Source organism: Acidimicrobiia bacterium (genome assembly GCA_041676705.1).
Classification (GTDB): domain Bacteria; phylum Actinomycetota; class Acidimicrobiia; order Acidimicrobiales; family SKKL01; genus Actinomarinicola.
In genome coordinates this window covers 487,839-508,522 of record JBAYRL010000001.1, presented here as the reverse complement: position 1 = coordinate 508,522, position 20,684 = coordinate 487,839, and the positions used below count along the sequence as shown (strand labels likewise).

Sequence of the window (20,684 nt, the reverse complement as noted above, 5' to 3'; positions counted from 1 at the left end):
GTTTAAGTGGTGTTATGGCGTTAGGCTGTGAGTTATGTCAACGCCCTCCTTTGACAAATTGCCACTCGAGGCGGTCAGCCGAGCAGCTCATTACAACCATCGACACCGCTCGGTTTCCAGTGGTGGTTTAAGGGCGGCTATTTTTGGTGCCAGCGATGGTTTGGTCTCTAACGCCGCCCTGATTTTGGGGGTGGCCGCCGCCACACCCGGATCGGAAGTGGTGCGGTTAGCGGGTATTGCTGGCCTAATTGCAGGCGCTGTATCTATGGCTGCGGGTGAGTATATTTCGATGCGCGCCCAAAGTGAGCTCTATGAGTTTGAGTTAGAAACTGAGCGTCAAGCACTAGCGGCGAACCCCGAGTTGGAAACCCTAGAGCTAATCAAGATTTATCAAGAGCGTGGGGTCAGTCTCAATCTGGCCACTCGCATGGCGGAAGCCATGATGGCCGACCCAGAAGTAGCGCTTGAAGCTCACGCCCGTGAAGAGCTAGGTATCGACCCCCAAGAACTTGGTTCACCCGTGATGGCAGCCAGTTCATCGTTCGTGGCTTTCGCGGTTGGCGCTATTTTACCGTTGATACCGTGGTTCTTTGGCGGCGGTTCAGTGGCGGTGGTGGTTTCGCTGGTCTTGGCCACCCTGGGTGCGCTGGTGTTAGGCGGGGTGGTGGGTTACATGTCGGGCCGTTCGGTACCATTCGCCGCCCTGCGCCAGTTAGTTATCGCTTCTTTGGCGACCACGGTGACGGTGGCGGTAGGGGCCTTGGTCGGGGCTAACTAGGGCTGCTACCCACCAGGGGTTGGTGTTATCAAGGGATGGTACTAACAAGAGCCGGTACTAACTTGCCAGAGCAGCGACGTGTTTTTCATAGACCCGCACCTGCAATTCCAATTCGAAACCGAGATTCTCATAAATTGCCATGGCGGCGGTGTTGTCGGCCTCGGTGTAAAGGTACGCTTCCTTAGCACCAGCCTCATAGAGGTGTTTCAATCCTGCCAGAACCAATGCCTTTCCTAAACCTCTTCCGGCGGCATCGGGGTGGGTGGCAATCACGTAGATTTCACCTTTTGGCCCGGTTTCGGGCGGGTCGAGTTTGGTCCAACAAAACCCTGCTATGGGGTCTCCGGGCCGGGTCGGGGGATAGAGAAGAAACCCTTTCGGATCGAACCATGGCTCGGCCATCTGCTGTGCCAATTCAGCTTGGTGCCAGTTACCTTGTTCGGGATGCCACGAAAACGCGGCGTTGTTGGTTTTCAACCATTCCAAATCATCCTCACCCGGTACAAAGGGTCGGGTGGACAGAATTTCTGCGGGCCATTCAAGGGGTAACGATCGATGCAGACGAACCAGAATTCGCTCGCCTGAATACCCAGCGGTGGCGGCCGCTTGGGTGTGTGACTCACGAAAATTAGGTACCCGCCAACGTGCTAAACCGCCGCCCTGGGCGGCAATACGTTGGTTTAGTTGGTTCAAAAGTTGTGAAGCCTGATCGACATCGAAATCAGTGTCGGTGTCGGGTAGTTCTACTTCCCAGCCATAACGTTCTTGATGAGCGACAGCAGTTTTGCCACCAATACTGGTGCTAGGTGAGGTTGGGTTTGAACCAGAAGAGTTCATGTGCGCCAATGTAGCTGGTTTGAACGTCGGTCAATCCGCCTAACCTATGGGCATGGCTAAACCCCGTTCGCCAAAAGGTCGCGCCCGCGAAACCATGGTTCGCTTGGAAGAAGAATATCCGGTTGCGATTTGCGAGCTCGACCACAAGAACCCATACGAGCTGCTAGCCGCCACTATTTTGTCGGCTCAATGCACCGATGCTCGGGTAAATATGGTTACTCCTGCGCTCTTTGAACGATATCCCACTCCACAAAGCCTGGCCGGGGCTCACCAGCCTGAGGTGGAGGAACTCATTCGTTCAACAGGGTTCTATCGAAATAAGGCCACCAGCCTAATTGGCATGGCGCAAGGCCTAGTTCACGACTTTGGTGGGGAAGTACCCCACAAAATGGCCGAACTAACGACACTGCCGGGAGTGGGCCGCAAAACCGCTAACGTGATCCGTTCGGTGGCTTTCGATCTGCCGGGTTTACCAGTTGATACCCATGTTGGCCGCTTGTCGCTTCGACTTGGTTTAACCACCGAAACTGATCCGGTTAAGGTTGAGATGGAGCTCAACTCAATGATTCCGGCTGCCGAGCGGGGTCGATTTGGTTTACGGCTAATTTTGCACGGACGCCGGGTCTGCACCGCCCGCAAGCCAAATTGTGGAGAGTGTGTGCTCGCTGACTTTTGCCCTTCGAGGGTGGAAGCGCTTTAGTCCAGTTTTCGCATTAAACGGGCTAAACGTCGGCTCGCTGCGCTCAGCTGACGTTCAACTTCATCTAGGTCGAGGGCGATGTCGTCGCGAGCGGTACCGCGGTACTGATTGGCCATAGTGGTTAACTGGCCCAAAAGTTCATCGATACTAGTTACTGTCGACGAGATCTGAGCGCGATGACTTTCCATGAAAGGGCGTGTCTCCAAAGTTGTTGGTTGAACTATTTGAGCACTGATAATGGGTCGAGGTCTGATCGCCTGTACCGTTAACGCCTTGGTAATCCGATTTTTTAATAGCGTTTTAGGTGGTTGAGTGCGTTGGTGAACCCATGCTAACTCGTCTCGATTTTCGTGGATTGTCACGACAAGAAATTGCGCAGCGTTTACCTCGACCTGAGGTCAGTGGTGAGGGGCCAACGGCCGCGGTCCGTGAAATTCTGGCCGAAGTCCGTGCTCACGGTGACCAGGCGTTATTGCAGTACACCGAACGTTTCGACGGAGTGAAGCTCGATGCGTTGCGGGTACCTTCCGAAGCCATCGAAGAAGCCTGGGCCAACACACCCGCTGAACTACAAGACGCCCTTGTTGAAGCGGCTCGACGTATTCGAGCTTTTCATGAAACGCAACGTCCACGTCCTCATGCTCACACTGATGCTGGTATCACTGTAGAAGCGGAAAGTCGGCCGGTTGATCGTGCCGGGCTTTACGTACCTGGCGGACGGGCTTCCTACCCAAGCACGGTGTTGATGACCGCGATTCCCGCCCAGGTGGCCGGAGTGGCTGAAATTGCGTTGTGTGTACCCGCCAGCCAAGACACCGGTCAAGTAGCACAAATTACACTGGCCGCAGCCAAAGTGGCGGGAGTGAGCGAAATTTACGCCTTGGGTGGCGCTCAAGCCGTGGCTGCTATGGCTTATGGCACCGAGTCGGTACCCAAAGTTGATGTGATTGCCGGGCCAGGCAACGTTTATGTGGCTATTGCGAAACAGCAAGTGGCTAACGAAGTCGGCATCGCGGCCGCTTTTGCCGGACCATCGGAAGTGGTGGTGGTGGCCGACGATTCCACCCCAGTTGATTATGCGGCCATCGATGTCATTCTTCAGGCTGAACACGGCCCAGACGGTTTGGCATGGCTTATCACTTGGTCTGAATCGGCTGGCGATGCCATAGATTCCGCCATTGATAGTTTTGTGGCTGAAGCACCGCGCCGTAGCGACATTTCAGCCACCCTGGCTAAGGGCGGTTTCTTGGCGCTGGTCGATACCGCCGAGGCGGCCATTGAGGTTGCCAACCTGGTGGCGCCAGAACACCTGGAATTGCTTTGTGCTGCCCCCGAAGCTTTGGTCCCGCTAGTTAAACACGCTGGGGCGGTGTTCTTGGGGGTCTTGTCCCCGGCTTCGATCGGTGATTATGTGGCCGGGCCGAGCCACGTGTTGCCCACCAACGGCACAGCTCGCTTCTCCAGTGCGCTTACGGTGTCGGATTTCACTAAAGATGTGCACGTTATTACCGTGAGCGACCAGGGTTTCGACGCGGTAGCACCTCACGTGGTGGCATTAGCGGCCGCCGAGGGCTTAGACGCCCACGCCGAGTCGATCCGTATTCGCCAGCGTGCCCGCACTAATACTTCGAGTGGCTCATGAGTGACCGGGCCCCGCAACGACCTCAGCTTCGCGATGATTTGGTGAGGATGGAGGGTTACCATTCGCCCCAAATCGACGTCGATGTTCGTTTAAATACCAACGAATCACCCTTTGAGCCTCCAGCCGAGTTTCGCGCCAAGTTGGCCGAAGGCGTGGCCCAGCTGCATTGGAATCGTTATCCCGACCGCCAGGCGGTACAACTGCGTGAAGCCATTGCCAAGCTACACAACGTAGCGATGGCCAATATTTTTGCAGCCAACGGCTCGAACGAGGTCTTACAGTCGCTCACCTTGGCCTATGGGGGTCCAGGGCGCAACGTCTTGGTCTTCGAGCCTACCTATGCCATGCACAGCCAGATCGCACGGGTCACCAACACCGGGGTTATTAGCGGCACTCGTAGTGACGATCACAGCCTCGATTTGGCCTATGTGAGCGCTACCATGCGCCAACATGAACCCGCTATAACTTTCTTGTGTTCCCCCAACAACCCCACCGGAATGGTGGAGGAACGCGAAACGGTCGAAGCGGTGTTAGCAGTGGCCGGCGAGTTTGGCGGTTTGGTCGTGGTAGATGAGGCCTATGGCCAATTCGCCCCTTGGTCAGCACTCGAGCTCGTCAATGAAGACACTGCTTTGGTAGTTACCCGCACCTATTCCAAAACTTGGGCTTTGGCCGGGTTGCGCCTTGGCTATTTGGTAGGGCCAACCTGGCTAGTTTCAGCTCTGGAAATGGTGGTGCTGCCGTATCACCTAGATGCTGCCACTCAGCTAGCAGGCACTTTGGCGCTTGATCATGTTGATGTGATGGAAGCCCAAGTGGCCGAGTTGGTGGAAGAGCGAGGTCGCTTGGCCGAAGCTATGGCCGACTTGCCGCTAACGGTTTGGCCATCGGGTGCTAATTTTATTTTGTTCCGCCCTAACCAGCACGACGGCAACGCAGTGTGGCAGGAATTGGTGGACCGTTCCGTGATGGTGCGTAACTGCGCTTCGTGGCCGGGCCTCGATAACTGTCTTAGGGTAACTATTGGAACTCGGCAGGAAGACGACGCTTTCCTCGCTGCTTTAACGGAGATACTTACATGACTGAGCCAGCACCTCGCCGTGCCAGCCGCCAACGTTCAACCCAAGAAACCCAAATCGAGATCTCACTAGATCTTGACGCCCGTGAGGGCGGCGTGGTTGATATATCAACCGGTTTGCCTTTCTTTGATCACATGCTGTCGCAAATTGGCCGCCATGGAGGGTTTGATCTCACCATTAAAGCTACTGGCGACCTGGAAATAGACGCCCACCACACGGTTGAAGACACTGGCATTTTGTTAGGTGAAACCTTTGCCGAGGCGGTGGGGAACAAGGCTGGGGTGCGTCGCTTCGCCTCGAACCGGGTGCCGTTGGACGAAGCGCTAATCGATGTGGCACTTGATCTGTCGGGTCGTCCCTTTCTGCACTATGAAGTGGAACCTCCGGGTGAGAAGATTTTGGGTCATCCTCCATTCGATCCGCAGCTGGCTGAAGAGTTCTGGCGAGCCTTTATCACTTCGGGAAACATTACGCTTCACCTTGAATTGGTTAGAGGTAAGAACACCCACCACATTCTGGAAGCCATGTTTAAGGGTGTGGCCCGTTCTTTACGTGACGCCGTGAAAATTGAAGTAGCTGATGGCAAGGTGCCGTCTACTAAAGGCGTCTTGTGAAACTTTTCCCGGCCATCGACCTCCTGGGCGGCCAGGTAGTGCAGCTGGTTCAGGGAGATTTCAACCAAGGCAAAGTGCATGGTAACAATCCGGCGGAAGTAGCGCAGCGTTTTGTTGAAGCTGGTTGTCCATGGGTTCACTGTGTTGACCTAGACGCCGCCCGTACTGGTGAGGCGCACAATTCAGCGGCCATTGCTGCTGTTGCTCAAGCGATTTCGGTGCCCTTACAGGTGGGTGGGGGAGTGCGCAGTGAAGAGTCAGCGCGACGTTTAGTTGACCTTGGGGTAACCCGGGTCGTTATGGGCACGGCAGCCGTTAGCAATCCTGCCTTGGTGGAACAGGTGGCCAAACATCAACGGGTTGCCATTGGTCTTGACATTCGGGGTCGTGAAGTAGCCGTTGAAGGCTGGACTAAAGGCTCGGGCCAAGACTGGACTGAGGCGCTAGCCCGCTTGGAAAACGCCGGAGCCGAAGCAGTGATTGTGACCCAGATAAAAGGCGAAGGTTTGATGGGTGGTCCCGACTTGAGTGGTCTCCAAGAAGTGCTGAGTGCTACCAAGATGGCTGTAATTGCCTCGGGTGGTGTGGGCACCTTGGCCGATTTAGAAGCCTTAAAAGGTGTTTCAGTGGGTGAAGGGGCCGAAATTCGGACCTTGGAGGGTGTGATTGTAGGCACCGCCCTTTATGAGAAAAAGTTCTCAATTAAAGAAGCAGTGGAGGTACTCCAATGAAATTCGTCAGAGTGATTCCGTGTTTAGATGTGGCTGAAGGCCGGGTTGTTAAAGGCACTAATTTTGTCGATTTACGTGACGCTGGTGACCCAGTTGAGCTGGCAATGCGCTATGTGGAACAAGGTGCCGACGAGATTGCCTTCCTAGACATTACTGCCACCCCCGAAGGCCGTGGTGCCACGGTCGATCTTATGCACCGGGTGGCGGAAGTTGTGCCCGTGCCCTTCACGGTGGCTGGTGGAATCCGCTCGGTGAAAGACGCCCGTAAAATTCTCGACGCTGGTGCCAATAAAGTATCGGTGGCCACCGCGGCGGTAGAACACCCCGAGTTGCTTTCAGACTTAGCGAACGAAATTGGCACTGAAAGTTTGGTGGTTGGCATCGACGCCCGGCTCAACGAAGCGGCCAATGGTTCTCGCTATGAGGTGGTTACCAACGGCGGGAAAAAATTTACCGGACTGGACGCCATCCAGTGGGCAATTCAAGCCGAAGAGCTGGGTGCGGGTGAGATTTTGCTCACATCACTTGACCGCGATGGCACCAACGAGGGCTTCGACCTTGAGCTGACCAAAGCCGTGGCCGAAGCGGTTTCGATTCCAGTTATTGCCTCGGGTGGCGTTGGCACGGTGGAACATCTGGTTGATGGCGTTCTGGTGGGGAAAGCGGCGGCGGTTTTGGCGGCCTCCATTTTCCATTTCGGTGGAGTCACGGTTCGTGAAGCTAAAGAGGCTTTAGCTAAACGCGGGGTACCAGTTCAGCTCGGCTGAGTTTCTGAGGTAGATCGCAAGGGTTGTTGGGCGCTCCAAGCACCTCGGCGCGCCTGATCACCGTTAATGCTGGCAATACTGAAACGTTCGGAGACTTGTCGAATAGCCAAGTCTAAGATCGTTCCGATAGCACCAATTACCAAGATGGTGGCTACTAGTTCGTCGTACGCCAGACGATCTCGGCAGTCCAAAATGAAATAGCCAAGGCCAGAATCAACACCCAGCATTTCGGCTGGTACTACCACAATCCAACTCACACCCAAGGCTAGACGCAGGCCAGTGGTTACGTGTGAAGCCACCCCTGGGGCCACTACGAATCGCAACAATTCGAGACGTTTGGCACCAAGGTTGCGTGCCACTAACAACCAGCCAACCTCTAGTGAGCGCACCCCAGCCGAAGTGTTAAGCACAATGGGCCAGGTGGCAGCCAGCGCCACCAACACCTGTACCGGGCGGTCCCCAATACCAAAGATGATGATCACAATTGGTGTCCACGCCAAAGGTGAAATCATCCGAATCAGTTGAATCAGTGGTCCAAAAGCTACCTCCAGTCCGCGCCACCAACCGAGTAACAAGCCAATCACTACACCTGCCACGGTGGCGATGGCGAGGCCGGTAACCAACCGAGTAGTGGTGGCATAGATGTGTGGCCAAATTTCCCCGTTGGTGGCCACACGCCCTAAAGCTCTGGCAGCATCGGCGGGATTAAAGCGCCGTAAAACATCATCGGGTGCCACGACCACCGTGGTAACCAACCACCAAAGCGCCAAGGCGCCCATCAAGGTGGCAGCAGGTGCCACCACCTTGTAAACGCCCTGGTACTTGTTGTTGATGCTTCGACTAGACATTGATTTCTTCTTGGCGGGTAAAGCTTTCAATGCCTAGCGATGCAGCTTGTGAAGAATCTTTCAGCACCTGGGTAATAAAACGATCATCCACCAATTCCTCATGCACCGAAGCCGGGTCGAGGGCAACGAGAAAACCACGATTACCGCTGACCAGCGTGCCTTTCATCTCGGTCACCAAACGTTCGGTGAACGTCGGATAAGGGTAGGGAGAAAAGTCGATTCGCTCGTTGCCCCACGCAGGGTGGTGCAGTGCTTCGGTGGGGGAATGCCCTGGCGAGTCGAAATGGGCCAAGGCCCGTTCCACCACCGCCGCCGGTTGGGGTAGGTAACCTTCCCCTTCGCGAGAAAGAAGCTGGGCTGAGGCCCCTCGATCTTGGCGAGCCGCCACCTGGGCCGCTGCAATGGCATTGATGGTGGATTGAGCCCATTCTGGGTCCTCAGCCACTCGGTCTTCGTGCATCACCACCACGCAGCAGGCATGTTCCCGCCACACATCACCGGTGTAGCGCAGAATGCGTCCGATACCTTCTAATTCGGCGAACGAATTGAATGGGTCGGCCACAATGAACCCCGCAATGTCGCCATTCGCCAGTGCTGGTGGCATGTCGGGTGGGCCCATTACCACTAGCTTTACGGTCTTGGCGCTAGGAGATGGATTACCGGAAATTATGGGGGTGAGTCCTTCTTCACGCAGCAGCATCTGTAGAACCACGTTGTGAATCGAATGCCAAAATGGTATGGCGACCGTGGTGCCTGCCAGGTCGGCTAGGTTCGAAATTTGGGGTCCAACGGTTAGGCCGGAACCGTCGGTGTGGTTCCATGCCACCACTTTCAGTGGCACGTTTTGGTCGAAACGCATTTGTACCGTCAGGGGCATTAGCAGGTGAGCGACATCAATCTGGCGGGCTGCGAAAGCTTCGGCGATTCCTGCCCAACTACGAAACAGGGTTGGTTGAGGAGCTTCAAGACCTTGTTCCTCATAAAGTCCTTTAGCGTGAGCCAGAATCAGAGGGGTGGAATCGGTGATCGGCAAGTAGCCCACCCGCACCGTCGACTCGGCCGCTTTCGCAGTGCTTGAAGACCCCGTTGAACAAGCGCTTAACCACGAGCCTCCCGCGACGGCCAAGCCGGCACCTACGCCTAAACGAACGAAATCACGGCGACTTAAATCAAAGGTCACGAGGTCTCTTTCCAAACAGATTCATAGTGGTTGATAGTTACTAAAGGGTCAGCGCTGGGGCTTTGATAGGCCGCTAGCAATTCGGCTTTATTGGTGTTCGACACGGGGTAAGGACCCACCAAACCGGTTTGATCGCGGCGCATAACGGCCACCAAGTCACTCACCAACAAGGCTTCATCTACATCGTGGGTGACAAAGACCATGGTTAGACCTAGCTGCTGTTGCAACTCACGTAACCAGCGTTGTAAGTCATGTCGAACATGAGGATCGAGGGCTGCGAATGGCTCGTCTAACAACAAGATGTCGGGTTGGGTGACGATGGCCCGTGCCAATGCCACCCGCGAGGCCTGCCCACCCGAGAGTGTTCTTGGGTCGGCTTCAGCTAGGTGGCCAATGCCAAGGCGTTCCAGGGTCTCGGTGGTAATTTGTTGGGCGGTTTGCCGGGTCTGCCGTGACCGTAAGAATGCCCAGCGAGATGACTGGTTTTCGTTGGCTCGCAACCGCAAACCTAGCTGTACGTTCTCGGCCACATTTAGCCACGGCAACAAGTAAGGCTCTTGAAATACCATTCGAACCTTGGCACCTTCGGGTACCTTCACTTCGCCACTAGCCAGGGGTGTTAATCCGGCGACCACTCGCAACAAGGTTGATTTGCCGCAGCCACTTGGCCCCAAAAGCGAGAGGCTTTGGCCCGTTTCGATCGCAAGATTGATCTTGGCGAAGACAGTATGGGGTGGTTGGTTAGCTAGGGGATAAGAGGCTGCTAGGTCGTGGACGGTAAGCATGCTAACTCGTGTCGTAAGAGCGCCTCGGTTGGCGATTGAATAGGTAAGAAAGCCACTTCGCGCAGTCGCCGGGCGGTGGCGCTTTGGCTGAAATAGGCAGCACCGCCGTGAACACGAGCTTCCAGATGAACTGACTCTTCAGCAATCCCCGAAGCTTCTAAGCGTAAAGCCAGTACCTCGCGCTCTACGTCGCGCCAATCGTGACGTGAGGTGAGCTCAGCTAGCTGGGCTCGCGCATCGTTGTACAGTTGGTTGGTCGCGTTGAAACGGTTGATGAAAACTTCGTTTAATCCTCCTAATCGCGATTCGGTGGAACGTAGGGCGGCTTTGGCTATGCCTAGGGCGAAGGAGGCTTGTAACAAGAGGAACGGCCCACGAACCTGAGCTAAGAAACTGCGCAAGTCTTCGGTAATGATCAGGCTTGTAGAGACCCGGACCTCGTTAAGTATCAGCGATGAGGATGCCGTGGCGTTTAGCGCCAAGAGCTCCGGGTAGGGCTGAACTTCAACTCCGCTGGTGTGAGAAGGTACGGCCACCACAATTTCTTGGCCCTGGTCATCTTGAGCGGCGGTCACCACTAAGAAACCGTCGGCGAAGAGGTTAGAGGCCCAATTGATGCGCCCATTTAGCACCACCTCGTCACCTTGTCGCTCGAAACGTACGCCCAGTTGGCCATGTCCCCAGGCATAGTTGACCGCCGCCGCCATCGCTGTCACCCCAGGTAAGGTGCCATCGATTAGGGCTTGGCGGTACGCGATCAGCGGGGCGGAGGCCGAGCTTTGGCCCGGGGTGGACTGGTGCAAATATTCAATCGCCATTCGATGCGCCCAGAGCGAAAACGCTGAAGCCATAGACTCTTCGGCTACCAGTGCCACCAGCTCGCTCATGGCTCCCAGTTCACCGTTGTGATTGCCTGGGGCACCCAAGTCCAGCAGTCCTTGGGCCCCTAGGGCGGCAATACCTTGGCTAGACAGTTCTTGGCCCTGGTCTACGGCGCTGGCGTGGCTAGCGAAATAGGCGGCAATGTCGACAAATTCGGCCGTGTTGGCGGGCCTTGCCACACGAGCGGTGCTCATGATTCAGCCTCTAGAGCGTGCAGCCGGTCTACCGGAGCGCCTACAACTTCACGAGCGGTACGAATGGCGTCTTCGTCGGGACCGTCGTAGAAGCAGAGGCATTTCGCCATGTCTTCTCGCACCCAGGTGCGTTGAAAAGCAACTTCGGGAACTTCAGCGTACTTGGGCGAGTTGGCGGCCTTGCGTTCTAGATACTGCTCCATGGTTAGGCCCTCGGGCAGGTCCCATTCCACCAGCCAGCGTGATTCGCTGCGCTTCTCAATTAGTTCTTGCGGGGTAGCTCCGACCAAGCGAACCGACGCCGGGGCAGTGTGAGTGAGACCGGCGTTGTCAAGGGCTTTGCCGATTTCGGTTCCGGTAGGGGCCTCAGCTACCACAAAGAGTTGTCCCGCTGACTGTGAGGCTTGTTGATCGACGATGGTGGCACCGCTTTGTTTGATGGCAGTTTCGATTTTCGCCAGGTACTCGTGTTCTGCGTTCGTTGCCGGTGCAGTGTCAATGGGAAGCTCGATGAGCCAGTAAGACATGGTAATTCCTTCGATAGCTGATAATTCCGATCAGGTTAGTCAGGATTACCGACAAGCTGGGGACATGTCCAGTTTTTTGTTAAAATCAGCGCATATGTTGACATGAGGAAACGCGCTTTTCACCAGAGCTTGTAGCCTTGATGTCTCACCTACGAACATTGCGCATTACCGTCATTTAAATGACTTCCACCCCAGGAAACGCGTTGACTAGCGACGACAAACTGCCCATCAAAATGTTGAACGACAGAATTCTCGTCACCCTGGCCGGGACCGAAGGTGAGCGTCGTTCCACGGGTGGCATTCTTATTCCAGCCACTGTCGAAGCTTCCAAGCGCCTAGCTTGGGCCGAAGTCATTGCTATTGGCCCCAATGTTCGGGCCATGGAACCTGGCGACCAGGTGCTTTTCAACCCCGAAGATCGTTATGAGGTTGAAGTTCGAGGTGCCGACTACATCATTTTGCGAGAGCGTGACATTCATGCGGTGGCGGCCTCGCGTTTAGGTGAAGGAAGTACCGGTCTCTACCTATAACCACCACAGCAAACAACCAACCTAGCTAGTACCCACGAGGCCTGAAGCAAGACCATCGTTAAACCCAAGAAACGTTTACCACATAAAATCTTATGTCCGAGTTAACCCCACTCCCTCTAGATCCGGCCCGCCTGGGCGAGCTCACCTTTAACGAAACGGGCCTTATTCCCACCGTGGTGCAAAGCCAAAGCACTAAAGAGGTGTTGATGCTGGCTTGGATGAATCGCGAGGCGCTAGAACAAACCTTCAAGACCGGGCGCATGTGGTATTGGAGCCGTTCTCGCCAAGAGTTGTGGTGCAAAGGCGAAACTTCGGGTGACCGACAGTATCTTCGAGAAGCTTTCCTCGACTGCGACGGCGACACATTGCTGTTCAAGATTGAACAAACCGGCCAAGGAGCGTGCCATACCGGTGCGCCAACCTGCTTTTTTAGGAGTATGAGTGACGCAGATAACTAGAGAAGAGTTCCACCGCATTGCTGGGCAATACAACGTGGTTCCAATCTGGCGTCACCTACTGGCCGACTTAGTAACACCAGTGGCAGCTTTCGCCCGGCTGTGTGAGGCCGACCAACCCGGATTTTTGTTGGAATCGGTTGATCATGGCGGACGTTGGAGCCGTTGGTCATTTATTGGTCGAAACCCCATCGCTACTCTCACTTCGATTAACGGTCGGGTAAGTGTCTCTGGTGACCTTCCTCGTGATTTACCTCTCAAAGACGGTATTTTGGCCACACTCGATGCTCTCCTGCAGCACTATAAATCACCTTCTATAGCCGAGTTGCCGCCATTGCACGCCGGTTTAGTAGGTCACATTGGCCACGATGTGGTGCGAGAGGTAGAAGATCTTCCCGACCCACCGCATGACGATCGCCACCATCCCGACGCTGCGCTGGCCATGATTGGTGAACTGGCTGCCTTTGACCACTGGAACCAGCGTGTAGTGTTGGTGGTGAACGTGGTTATTCCACCCGAGGCCACCTCGAGTGACCTTGACCAGCTTTTTGATGAAGGCGAAGCTCGGTTGAATCAGCTGGCGGCCGACGGTTCCAAAACGCTGGCCGAACCGCTCTTGTTGCCACCCGAGGGTGACGAGTTACCCGAATTTCGTGCCGTGACAGGTTCTGATACTTATCGCCAAAGTGTGGCCGCCGCACTGGAATACATCGAGGCTGGTGAGGTTAGCCAAGTGGTAGTTTCCCAGCGTTTCGATGTGGAGCTGAACGCCGATCCGTTCGACGTGTACCGGGTTTTGCGCCAAATAAACCCCAGTCCATACATGTTTTTCATTCGCCAAGCCGATGTGACCTTGGTGGGCTGTTCGCCCGAACCGCTAATTCAACTTCTGAATGGGAAAATTATTTCGAGGCCGATCGCCGGAACGCGTCGCCGCGGCAAAACCGATGAAGATGACCGTCGTTTAGAAGCCGAACTGCGAGAACACCCCAAAGAGATTGACGAACACATGATGTTGGTTGATTTGGCCAAGCATGACTTAGCCAAAATTGGTGATCCGGCCACCATCAAGGTCGATGAACTTATGACCCTTGAGCGATACAGCCATGTGATGCATTTAACCTCTCAAGTCTCGGCTCAATTGGCCGATGGGACCAGCCCGATTGACGTGCTTCGTGCTACGTTGCCCGCCGGAACAGTTTCTGGCGCTCCAAAAACTCGGGCGCTAGAGATTATCGACGAGCTAGAACCCACCAAACGCGGCCCTTATGCCGGGGTGGCAGGCTACATCGACTTTTCGGGCAATATCGACACCGCAATTGCTATTCGCACCATGATCGTCGGTAACGATGGGGTGGCCTCAGTTCAGTCAGGGGCCGGTATCGTGGCCAATAGCAACCCGGCTGATGAAGACCTCGAATGCCGTAACAAGGCGCGGGCGTTGCTGGTTGCTATCCCACCTGCTCGCCGAATGACTGCTGCTCGACACGCAATTAAATGAACAACATTCGATCCAATCTCATCTGGCCAAAGGCACTCGCTGAATCGGGTGCCTCCTTGGTGATGGATCGCACGGTTGTGAAAGTAACCGGCGAAGCCGCCGCCAATTATTTACAAGGCCAGCTTTCCCAAGATATTGAAGCTATGCCGATTGGAAGTTCGGCCTATAGCTTCGTACTCGAACCACAAGGCAAAATTAGTGCCTGGTTCCGAGTGACCCGCCTGGGTGAAAATAGTTTCCTGCTCGACACCGATGCTGGTTTCGAGGAGCCACTTATCACGCGGCTAGAACGCTTCAAACTAAGCACGCCTGTGCAGTTTGAAGCGATAAGTAATGCACAAATTTTGGCGGTGCGATACACCCACCAAATACCCGCTCAAGCAACTGTCCCTGCACAGGAAGCTCTGGCGGGTGAAGCCGTGTTGGCCACTATTCCCGTTCGTGAAACTGGTTATTGCGGTTGGGATGTTTTGGGTATCGATCTTTCGATTCCGACGTCATTAGCACCGTTGCCAAAAGACATCTTCGAGGCCCTGCGAATCGAGGCAGGCATACCCGCCATGGGCCAAGAGATACTCTCGAACACCATTCCGGCGGCAACTCGCATGGTGGAGCGCTCAGTGAGCTTCACCAAAGGGTGTTACACCGGCCAAGAACTAGTGGCTCGCATGGATTCACGAGGCAACAAGAGCCCCCAGTCGCTGGTGACTCTAAGCTTTCAAACTGAAGAGGCACCACAAGTTGGCGACCAAATCTATTTGGTACATGACGAAAACAACGGAAGCCGCCATGAAGAGGCCAAGCCGGTTGGTGCAGTTACCAGCGTGGCACCGCTTGGCAGCGCGGGTACGGCCGTGGCCCTTGGCTATGTGGTACGCGCCGTCGAGTTGCCAGCAGCTGTGAAGGTTGGCACAAAAGAGCTATCGGCCCAGTCGTTCGCGCCCATTGTTTCGGCCTAGGCTAGGCGCATGTCAAAAACCGTGACCATTGCCAAATTGCCGCTCAAGCCTGGTGTCCGTGACGATTTCGTCAAAGCTTTCAACACCATGTTCAACACCGTCAACAACGAAGACGGCACGTTGATTTACGCCTTACACCTTGATGACAGCAACCCCGATTTGGCTTGGGTATACGAGCTGTATGCCGATGAAGCAGCCTTGGTGGCCCATGGCACCTCGGAAGGCATGAAAGCCGGTATGGCGGCCTTCGGCCCATTTTTGGCCGAGGGAGTCGAACTAATTCGTGCCACTCCGGTGTCGGCGAAAGGCTTCGACGTATAAACAATGGCTACCTATCTTGATCGCATTTTGGCTTCGCACCGTGCCGCCGCCAACAACGAAGAGCGGCACTTCGAAGACCTGCGCGATCAGGCTCTTGCCATGCCGCCAACCCGTGGCTTCCGTCGACGTTTAGCGAGCTCCGAAGGTTTGGCGGTAATCGCTGAAATCAAACGACGTTCGCCTTCCAAAGGCGATCTGAACCCAAAGCTCGATCCGGCTCAAGTCGCGCAGGAATATGCCACTGGCGGTGCTACCGCTTTATCGGTTCTAACCGATGAAGAGTTTTTCGGTGGCTCAGTCGCCGACTTGGCGGCGGCGCATGCTGCCACCACCTTGCCGGTTCTGCGCAAAGATTTCACGGTTAGCACGTTCGACGTTTGTGACGCCCGAGTGATGGGTGCCGACGCTGTGTTACTAATTGCCGCCGCCCTTGATGACCACGAGCTGCGTGACTTTATGGCCCTAGCTAACGAGATCGGGCTTGACGCTTTGGTCGAAATTCATGATGAGGCCGAACTAGATCGGGCTTTGGCCGCCAACGCCACCTTGGTTGGCGTTAACCAACGCGACCTAGTTACGTTCCAAGTCGATACCGAGCGAGCCGTTCGTATGGCACCGCTAATTCCAAGCGATGTGGTTCGGGTTGCCGAGTCGGGCGTCAAAGGCGTAGTCGACGCCACTTTGTTGGCCGAAGCTGGCTACGACGCGGTGTTAGTTGGTGAAACACTGGTCACGGCCACTAATCACAGTGCCGGTGTGGCAGCCCTGCGCCAAATTCCAGCTCGTGCATTCGCTGGTTAGTTCCAATATGCAGGCTTGCAACCACCCGAAAAGGCGCACGCTGTGTTCGTAAAAATTTGCGGTATCACCACTGAAGAAGACGCCCTTTTAGCGGTGGCTATGGGTGCCGACGCATTGGGTTTCGTGTTTGCCCCCTCATCGCGCCAAATTGCTGTGGGCCAGGCGCGCGACATTGTGCGGCGATTACCACCAGAAATTTTGACGGTCGGTGTTTTCCGAAATCAAGCCCCCGAACGGGTGGTCGAAATGGTTCAAACAGCCGGTTTGGGTGGTGCTCAGCTACATGGCCACGAAAGCCCTGAGGTCGCTCGTTGGGTGAAAGCCCGAGTTGGTTTGGTGATTCAAGCGTTCGAGGCTGGTTCGGCCAGTTTGGCGCACGCTGACGATTGGCGAGCCGATGTTATTCTCATCGATTCGCCCCAGCCGGGTTCCGGCAAAGTATTCGACTGGTCGCTGGCTGAAGGTGCGCCTTCCGGGCGACGAATTCTGTTGGCTGGCGGGTTAAACCCCAACAACGTGGCCGACGCGATTCGCCGGGTGGAACCTTGGGGTGTTGATGTGTCGAGTGGGGTAGAGGCCCGCCCCGGCCACAAAGACCCTCGTAAGGTGCGGGCCTTTATTGCCAACGCTAAAGCGTCGGTGAAAGCAGAACCCACGACTAGCCAGCAAAGCTCGTCAGATTTGTATGACTGGCAAGAGGACGGCGGATGAAGAATGAAACTGAGATGCCCCACGACAACGAACACACCTTGATGGGTGCCCCGCAAGATGGACGTTTTGGCGTCTTTGGGGGCCGTTTTGTGCCAGAAACATTGGTACCGGCTTGCCAAGAGCTAGAGGCAGCCTTCATTGAGGCTTGGGCCGACCAAAGTTTTCGGGCTGAACTCGATGACCTGTTGCAAAACTACGCTGGGCGCCCATCACCGCTAACCCCGTGTCATCGACTGTCAAAAGAGCTTGGTTTAACGCTTTTATTGAAGCGGGAAGACCTGAATCACACTGGTAGCCACAAAATTAACAACGTGTTGGGCCAGGCGCTTTTAGCCAGACGCATGGGTAAAAGTCGTTTGGTGGCCGAAACTGGCGCTGGTCAACATGGGGTAGCTACTGCTACCGCCGCGGCGCTCCTTGGCATGGAATGCACGGTGTATATGGGGGCGGTCGACATGGAGCGTCAAGCGCTAAACGTGTTTCGAATGCGCCTCTTGGGTGCGGAAGTGCGTGCAGCGACCTCTGGTAGCCAAACCTTAAAAGATGCGGTCAACGAAGCTATGCGTGACTGGGTGGCCACAGTTGAGCGCAGCCATTACTGCTTAGGTTCAGCTATGGGCCCTCACCCTTACCCATGGATGGTGCGCGAGATGCACCGGGTTATTGGTATTGAGGCTGCCGCCCAGTGCCAAGCCCTAATTGGTCGTGCCCCTGATGTGGTGACCGCTTGTGTGGGTGGCGGATCGAACGCCATTGGAATCTTCTCTGGTTTTGTGGACACCGACGCCGAGCTGGTGGGCGTTGAGCCTGCTGGCGGGGCGGCCATCGGCAAAGGCATCCCAGGGGTTGTCCACGGCATGGCGTCGTACCTGCTCCAAGACGAATGGGGTCAGGTAACCGAAGCCCAATCCATTTCCGCTGGCCTCGACTATCCGGGTGTAGGCCCTGAACACGCTTATCTGGCTGATTTGGGTCGTGCGCGCTACGAGCAGGTCACCGATGACCAAGTGATTGAAGCCTTTAAGCTGCTCTCACATACCGAAGGTATTATCCCAGCGCTCGAATCGGCCCACGCCTTGGCATGGGTGGTGCGTGACAAGGCTCTGCTCCGCGACCAGGTGGTGTTGTTGAACTTGTCGGGCCGTGGCGACAAAGACGTGGCCCAAATGATGGAGATTCTAAAAAATGAGTTCTGAGCCCACTGGGGCCTTAGAAAGCCATTTGCAGAGCCGTATTGCGGCCGGTCACAAACTGTTAATGCCGTATCTCACCGCTGGCTACCAACCAAACTGGGCCCGTTTGGTCGAAGCTGTGGCGCAAGCAGGTGCCGATGCCATTGAGGTTGGTATTCCATTTTCTGATCCGGTTATGGATGGGCCAACCATCCAGCTAGCCACCGAAGCCGCCCTGGCTCGTGGTGTTACACCTGGATCGGTGATAGATGAAGCGGCCAGTATCGACTGTGGTATTCCACTAGTGGCCATGACCTATTTCAACATTCCGTATCGGATGGGGTTGAAACGTTATGCAGCTGCTTTGGCCGAAGCTGGCTTCGCCGGGTCAATTCTGCCTGACCTACCACTAGAAGAATCGCCACCATGGACCACCGAAGCTGACCAGGCGGGCATTGCAACGGTCATGCTGGCAGCACCTACTGGTTCAGATGAGCGCTTAGCTCGCATCTGCGAGCGCACCCGCGGCTTTGTCTATGGGGTGGGTTTGGTTGGTATTACCGGTGAACGCGCCGAACTGGCCGCCAGCGCCACAGCCATTGCTAAACGCTTAAAGGCCCTTACCAATAAGCCAGTAGCTATTGGTATTGGCGTGTCGACACCGGAACAAGCCGTAGCGGTAGCCGAAGTTGCCGACGGGGTGATCATAGGGTCGGCGATTATCCGCAAGCTTATGGACCATGGCTTTGAAGCGGCGGTTGACTTTGTAGGCGAAATCCGCCTGGCGTTAGATCGCGGGTAGTCGACCTCTGGCCAACGGTCACAGCGCCGAGCTCTCTTTATTGTCTGAAAACCCCAAACTACGATCACAATTTTTATGCCTGATTCGAACCCCACTGAATTAATCCAAGATGAAAACTGTGAGCTTTGTGAAGCCGCGCGATATACCCATTGGTATTTCGAAGATGAATTATGTTGGGTGGCTGACTGCGAAGTTTGTTCGGTTCCAATGGTGGTATGGAAAGGCCACGGGCCTGACCCCGATGAAGCCTCCGTGGCGATTATGATCGAACGCTTAGTGATTGTTGCTACGGAACGGTTTGGAGCTAATAGGTTTGAAATAGATCGAAATATGCGCCAAATTCCCACTCATTTCCATGCTCACGCGCGTGACGAGAATTGGTGGGCGGAAAGAATGAACCGACCTTTTTCGCTTTACACCGGGGTCGGAACCAAGAGAATTACCCGCTAGCCCGTACTTTTTTGTTATTTCGTTTATGATACTTGGCAGCATTACTGCTTGACTTAACAGGCTTAATGGATCGCTGCATTTAACATCCGCTCAACCAATTGGAAGGTTGAGCACAATAGGAGGAAACCACATGAACAAGTCTGAACTGGTAGCCGCGGTCGCAGCACGTACCGAACAGACTCAAAAGAGCGTTGAAGAGACCATCAACGGTTTCTTTGACGTCGTCGCAGAAGCCATCTCCAAGGGCGAGAAGGTGGCTATCCCAGGTTGGATCTCATTTGAGCAGACCACCCGGGCCGCTCGTGCCGGTCGTAACCCCGCTACCGGTGAGGCTATCCAAATTCCAGCCTCTAAGGCCGCTAAGGTCACCGCTGGTTCCAAGCTCAAGGCTGCTGCTAAAGGCGCCTAAGCTGCATTTGTAACAAAGTTACGACATGTTGGGTCACCTAGGAGTAGGTGGCCCTCATTCGTTTTGGGCATGGTTCTGCTGCCATGGCAATCGCGGCTAGCGTTTAGTCCATGTTCACTCCTGGAGATCCTGCACCAAAGTTTGCACTCAGCGATCAAAACGACAATACGGTGTCGCTGGAAGATTATGCCGGACGCAAAGTGCTGGTGTTCTTTTACCCCAAAGCCAATACGCCTGGTTGCACCAACCAAGCTGTGGGGCTACGTGACATCGCGACCGACATCGGAGACACCGCCATTGTGGGTATCAGCCCCGATGCCCCGGCCGCCCAAGCCAAATTCGACCAGAAGCATACCTTAGGGTTTCCGCTGCTTTCTGACCCGGAACACCAGGTGGCTGAGGCCTATGGGGTGTGGGGCGAAAAGTCGATGTATGGACGCAAGTACATGGGCATTATACGCTCGGCGTTTCTAATTGATGAGTCGGGAAATATTGAAGTTGCCTGGCCGAAGATCAGCCCTAAAGACACTCCTAAAAACCTTCTCAAGGCGCTCAAAGCATGACCGGACTTCCACGCCCCGCCGATATTTTGGCGCACCGGCCACCTTTTTTGTTTCTCGATGAAATTGTCGAGCTAAACCCAGGCCAATCAGCCAAGGGTCTTTGGCACCTAAGTGGTGACGAAGACTTCTTTGCCGGGCATTTTCCGGGTCGGCCCACCTTGCCTGGCGTTTTGATGGTAGAGGCTATTGCACAACTGGGTGCCGTGGCGGTACTCACCGACGAGCGTTTTGCGGGCAAGTTGCCACTCTTTGGCGGGGTAGATAACGCCCGCTTCCGCCGTCAGGTGGGCCCCGGCGACACTTTAGAGCTTGAAATAACTATGGGGCGCTTATCAGCACGTGCAGGTAAAGGCTCAGGCCAGGCCATCTTAAATGGCGAGTTGGCCTGTTCAGCCGACCTGCTGTTCGTGGTGGTTAACGCCGAAAGCTAAACCACCAAAGAACAG

At 55.2% G+C, this 20,684-nt stretch carries 27 protein-coding genes; 20 read left to right on the top strand and 7 right to left on the bottom strand.

Translation table 11 applies throughout. The features are described from left to right. The first annotated feature begins 34 nt into the window (after window positions 1-34). Window positions 35-778 (top strand): VIT1/CCC1 transporter family protein, encoded by a 744-nt coding sequence (locus WC184_02540; GenBank protein MFA7476758.1) that lies wholly within the window; start codon window positions 35-37, stop codon window positions 776-778. Window positions 779-835: 57 nt separating this feature from the next. Here WC184_02540 and mshD read toward each other — a convergent pair whose 3' ends face one another. Further along, the gene (gene mshD, locus WC184_02535) at window positions 836-1,615 is read right to left on the bottom strand and encodes a mycothiol synthase (protein MFA7476757.1); all 780 of its coding nucleotides are present in this window, start codon (window positions 1,613-1,615) and stop codon (window positions 836-838) included. A gap of 52 nt (window positions 1,616-1,667) precedes the next feature. Between mshD and nth the strand changes: the two genes are divergently transcribed. Beyond that, window positions 1,668-2,315, top strand: coding sequence for an endonuclease III (gene nth, locus WC184_02530; protein ID MFA7476756.1), 648 nt, complete (start codon window positions 1,668-1,670; stop codon window positions 2,313-2,315). Here nth and WC184_02525 read toward each other — a convergent pair. Next, window positions 2,312-2,503: a hypothetical protein gene (locus tag WC184_02525; GenBank protein ID MFA7476755.1), complete on the bottom strand. Its 192-nt coding sequence runs from the start codon at window positions 2,501-2,503 to the stop codon at window positions 2,312-2,314. The genes nth and WC184_02525 overlap by 4 nt on opposite strands. Window positions 2,504-2,643: 140 nt before the next feature. On the opposite strand from WC184_02525, the gene hisD reads away from it, so the two are divergent. The 5 genes from hisD to hisF are packed head-to-tail and all read left to right on the top strand — an operon-like array spanning window position 2,644 to window position 7,148. Then, window positions 2,644-3,957, top strand: a complete 1,314-nt coding sequence (hisD, locus tag WC184_02520) for a histidinol dehydrogenase (GenBank protein ID MFA7476754.1) — start codon at window positions 2,644-2,646, stop codon at window positions 3,955-3,957. Then, on the top strand, window positions 3,954-5,039 hold the full coding sequence (gene hisC, locus WC184_02515; GenBank protein MFA7476753.1) for a histidinol-phosphate transaminase: 1,086 nt from the start codon (window positions 3,954-3,956) through the stop codon (window positions 5,037-5,039). Before hisD ends, hisC begins: the two co-directional genes overlap by 4 nt. Beyond that, on the top strand, window positions 5,036-5,650 hold the full coding sequence (gene hisB, locus WC184_02510; GenBank protein ID MFA7476752.1) for an imidazoleglycerol-phosphate dehydratase HisB: 615 nt from the start codon (window positions 5,036-5,038) through the stop codon (window positions 5,648-5,650). The genes hisC and hisB overlap by 4 nt, the downstream gene beginning before the upstream one ends. Further along, window positions 5,647-6,381 carry a 1-(5-phosphoribosyl)-5-[(5-phosphoribosylamino)methylideneamino]imidazole-4-carboxamide isomerase gene (gene hisA, locus WC184_02505; GenBank protein ID MFA7476751.1) on the top strand — a complete coding sequence of 245 codons (735 nt, stop codon included), beginning with the start codon at window positions 5,647-5,649 and terminating at the stop codon, window positions 6,379-6,381. Before hisB ends, hisA begins: the two co-directional genes overlap by 4 nt. Beyond that, complete coding sequence (hisF, locus tag WC184_02500) at window positions 6,378-7,148, top strand: imidazole glycerol phosphate synthase subunit HisF (GenBank protein ID MFA7476750.1); 771 nt, start codon at window positions 6,378-6,380, stop codon at window positions 7,146-7,148. The genes hisA and hisF overlap by 4 nt, the downstream gene beginning before the upstream one ends. Here the strand turns inward: hisF and WC184_02495 are convergent. The 5 genes from WC184_02495 to WC184_02475 are packed head-to-tail and all read right to left on the bottom strand — an operon-like array spanning window position 7,136 to window position 11,564. After that, window positions 7,136-7,996 carry an ABC transporter permease gene (locus WC184_02495; GenBank protein ID MFA7476749.1) on the bottom strand — a complete coding sequence of 287 codons (861 nt, stop codon included), beginning with the start codon at window positions 7,994-7,996 and terminating at the stop codon, window positions 7,136-7,138. The two genes, hisF and WC184_02495, sit on opposite strands and share 13 nt — an antisense overlap. Beyond that, window positions 7,989-9,176 carry an ABC transporter substrate-binding protein gene (locus tag WC184_02490; GenBank protein ID MFA7476748.1) on the bottom strand — a complete coding sequence of 396 codons (1,188 nt, stop codon included), beginning with the start codon at window positions 9,174-9,176 and terminating at the stop codon, window positions 7,989-7,991. Before WC184_02490 ends, WC184_02495 begins: the two co-directional genes overlap by 8 nt. After that, window positions 9,173-9,961 (bottom strand): ATP-binding cassette domain-containing protein, encoded by a 789-nt coding sequence (locus WC184_02485; protein ID MFA7476747.1) that lies wholly within the window; start codon window positions 9,959-9,961, stop codon window positions 9,173-9,175. The genes WC184_02490 and WC184_02485 overlap by 4 nt, the downstream gene beginning before the upstream one ends. Continuing rightward, entirely contained in the window at window positions 9,940-11,037 is a 1,098-nt protein-coding gene (locus WC184_02480) for an acyl-CoA dehydrogenase family protein (protein MFA7476746.1), read from the bottom strand. Before WC184_02480 ends, WC184_02485 begins: the two co-directional genes overlap by 22 nt. Further along, window positions 11,034-11,564 carry a DUF4242 domain-containing protein gene (locus tag WC184_02475; GenBank protein ID MFA7476745.1) on the bottom strand — a complete coding sequence of 177 codons (531 nt, stop codon included), beginning with the start codon at window positions 11,562-11,564 and terminating at the stop codon, window positions 11,034-11,036. Before WC184_02475 ends, WC184_02480 begins: the two co-directional genes overlap by 4 nt. A 179-nt stretch (window positions 11,565-11,743) precedes the next feature. Between WC184_02475 and WC184_02470 the strand changes: the two genes are divergently transcribed. The 13 genes from WC184_02470 to fabZ all read left to right on the top strand — a co-directional run bounded on the left by WC184_02470 (window position 11,744) and on the right by fabZ (window position 20,669). Further along, window positions 11,744-12,094, top strand: a complete 351-nt coding sequence (locus tag WC184_02470) for a co-chaperone GroES (GenBank protein ID MFA7476744.1) — start codon at window positions 11,744-11,746, stop codon at window positions 12,092-12,094. 92 nt (window positions 12,095-12,186) lie between these two features. Beyond that, window positions 12,187-12,552 (top strand): phosphoribosyl-AMP cyclohydrolase, encoded by a 366-nt coding sequence (hisI, locus tag WC184_02465; protein MFA7476743.1) that lies wholly within the window; start codon window positions 12,187-12,189, stop codon window positions 12,550-12,552. Further along, window positions 12,536-14,050 carry a chorismate-binding protein gene (locus WC184_02460; protein MFA7476742.1) on the top strand — a complete coding sequence of 505 codons (1,515 nt, stop codon included), beginning with the start codon at window positions 12,536-12,538 and terminating at the stop codon, window positions 14,048-14,050. Before hisI ends, WC184_02460 begins: the two co-directional genes overlap by 17 nt. Beyond that, window positions 14,047-15,009, top strand: coding sequence for a hypothetical protein (locus tag WC184_02455; GenBank protein ID MFA7476741.1), 963 nt, complete (start codon window positions 14,047-14,049; stop codon window positions 15,007-15,009). Before WC184_02460 ends, WC184_02455 begins: the two co-directional genes overlap by 4 nt. 9 nt (window positions 15,010-15,018) lie before the next feature. Further along, complete coding sequence (locus WC184_02450; protein MFA7476740.1) at window positions 15,019-15,330, top strand: putative quinol monooxygenase; 312 nt, start codon at window positions 15,019-15,021, stop codon at window positions 15,328-15,330. 3 nt (window positions 15,331-15,333) lie between these two features. After that, window positions 15,334-16,131, top strand: coding sequence for an indole-3-glycerol phosphate synthase TrpC (trpC, locus tag WC184_02445; protein MFA7476739.1), 798 nt, complete (start codon window positions 15,334-15,336; stop codon window positions 16,129-16,131). A 42-nt stretch (window positions 16,132-16,173) separates the two neighbouring features. Then, window positions 16,174-16,842, top strand: a complete 669-nt coding sequence (locus tag WC184_02440) for a phosphoribosylanthranilate isomerase (GenBank protein MFA7476738.1) — start codon at window positions 16,174-16,176, stop codon at window positions 16,840-16,842. A 14-nt stretch (window positions 16,843-16,856) separates the two neighbouring features. Further along, window positions 16,857-18,038, top strand: a complete 1,182-nt coding sequence (gene trpB, locus WC184_02435; GenBank protein ID MFA7476737.1) for a tryptophan synthase subunit beta — start codon at window positions 16,857-16,859, stop codon at window positions 18,036-18,038. Continuing rightward, a complete protein-coding gene (trpA, locus tag WC184_02430) occupies window positions 18,028-18,816 on the top strand; it encodes a tryptophan synthase subunit alpha (protein ID MFA7476736.1) in 789 nt (262 codons plus the stop codon). The genes trpB and trpA overlap by 11 nt, the downstream gene beginning before the upstream one ends. 75 nt (window positions 18,817-18,891) lie before the next feature. After that, on the top strand, window positions 18,892-19,266 hold the full coding sequence (locus WC184_02425; protein MFA7476735.1) for a hypothetical protein: 375 nt from the start codon (window positions 18,892-18,894) through the stop codon (window positions 19,264-19,266). A 130-nt stretch (window positions 19,267-19,396) separates the two neighbouring features. Further along, a complete protein-coding gene (locus tag WC184_02420) occupies window positions 19,397-19,675 on the top strand; it encodes an HU family DNA-binding protein (protein ID MFA7476734.1) in 279 nt (92 codons plus the stop codon). A gap of 110 nt (window positions 19,676-19,785) precedes the next feature. Then, the gene (gene bcp / locus WC184_02415) at window positions 19,786-20,238 is read left to right on the top strand and encodes a thioredoxin-dependent thiol peroxidase (protein MFA7476733.1); all 453 of its coding nucleotides are present in this window, start codon (window positions 19,786-19,788) and stop codon (window positions 20,236-20,238) included. Then, window positions 20,235-20,669 (top strand): 3-hydroxyacyl-ACP dehydratase FabZ, encoded by a 435-nt coding sequence (fabZ, locus tag WC184_02410; GenBank protein ID MFA7476732.1) that lies wholly within the window; start codon window positions 20,235-20,237, stop codon window positions 20,667-20,669. Before bcp ends, fabZ begins: the two co-directional genes overlap by 4 nt. Window positions 20,670-20,684: the final 15 nt, after the last annotated feature.